Origin of the sequence: Candidatus Oleimmundimicrobium sp., from assembly GCF_030651595.1 — a bacterium.
Lineage (GTDB): Bacteria > Actinomycetota > Aquicultoria > UBA3085 > Oleimmundimicrobiaceae > JAUSCH01.
Genome location: NZ_JAUSCH010000090.1, coordinates 1 through 1,193 on the forward strand (window position 1 = coordinate 1; position 1,193 = coordinate 1,193).

Annotated in this window: 3 protein-coding genes; 1 reads left to right on the top strand and 2 read right to left on the bottom strand. The window is 55.7% G+C overall.

Features of this window, described 5'->3' with window-relative positions; all coding sequences use genetic code 11:
- Positions 1 to 168 (top strand): zinc ribbon domain-containing protein YjdM (locus Q7U95_RS05575; RefSeq protein WP_308752613.1); only part of this gene is annotated, 168 nt, incomplete at its 5' end.
- A gap of 15 nt (positions 169 to 183) precedes the next feature.
- Here Q7U95_RS05575 and Q7U95_RS05580 read toward each other — a convergent pair.
- Positions 184 to 825, bottom strand: a complete 642-nt coding sequence (locus Q7U95_RS05580) for an MSMEG_1061 family FMN-dependent PPOX-type flavoprotein (RefSeq protein WP_308752609.1) — start codon at positions 823 to 825, stop codon at positions 184 to 186.
- Positions 826 to 987: 162 nt separating this feature from the next.
- The coding region (locus Q7U95_RS05585) for an alpha/beta hydrolase fold domain-containing protein (RefSeq protein ID WP_308752611.1) at positions 988 to 1,193 on the bottom strand (206 nt) is incomplete at its 5' end.

Sequence of the window (1,193 nt, forward strand, 5' to 3'; positions counted from 1 at the left end):
AGTGTCACCGTGATCAAGGATCTCAAGGTCAAGGGCTCGTCACTGGTGGTGAAGGTGGGCACCAAGGTAAAGAATATCCGCCTGGTGGATGGCGACCACGATATCGACTGCAAGATTGACGGTATCGGCGCCATGAAGCTCAAGTCTGAATTTGTGAAAAAAATCTGAGTTGATGAGTGCCGTTCAATAAAGTTTGTTTAGCGCACGGTCAACGCTGGCCTGCATATCGTCCAAAGACAAAGCAGGCAAGGTTAGAGACTTAGATCTGGCATGGGCCAGGGTGATTTCCGCCACTGTCGGTACTGTGGTTATATCCGGCCACAGCTCCGGTTGCCACAACCCGGAACGGGCCATGCAGCGGGCACAATGTCCCATGGCTTTTTCGACACTGATCACTAGGGCGAGTCGCGGAACCTTGTTATTTTGCCTGAGTGTTTCAAGCAGCCACGGATCTTTGGCAATGCGTGCCGTACCCATAACCCGCAAGCTACCGCCGACGCCGGGAATCAAAAAAATCAGTGAAACATGGGGATCGCCCAACACATTGCCAAAGGTATCCACCCGTTTATTGCCGGGCCGATCGGGGATGACGAGGGTTTTGTTATCGAGGATGCGGACAAAACCGGCGGGATCGCCCCGAGGTGAAATATCGAGGCCACCGGTGCTGTTGCGCGATGCGACCAGCAAGAAGGGTGAGGCTGCGATAAAGCGCTGGCACAGGTCATCGAGGTGATCGATGGCCTTGTTGGTGATAAGAGAATCTGGCTCGGGGATGATCTCCCGCAGCTGCTCCACCGACGTGACAAAATCCTCTATGCGATTCATGGCAAGCCCTCGCGCTGCACACTGAGAGCTTCGAGTTTAATCCTCTGTTGAGGAACATGGAACACGAGAGAAGCCGCAACGGGAGATGGGAGATGGGAGAGCGTGGGTGCTATGGGAAATGATTGACGGGCCAGCATCTCACATCCAACATCTCCCAGATCTTCACCCCCGCCGACAAAAGTCCGCAATGCTCACCGCCGTGTCGCGGCTGATATCGGGGCAGATGGAGGGAAATACTTCAATGCCGTGGACCGTGCCCATCACCGTGCGACAGCGGGCGCGCACACCGGCCCGCAGCAGCAGACGGTAAAATGCGATGCCCTCATCCCGCAGGGGGTCGCATTCGTTGACGCTGATCACTACTGGCA

What these genes read in the sequence shown, in the direction of transcription:
- Q7U95_RS05580 (WP_308752609.1), bottom strand. Translation starts at nt 825, where the DNA reads ATGAATCGCATAGAGGATTTTGTCACGTCGGTGGAGCAGCTGCGGGAG.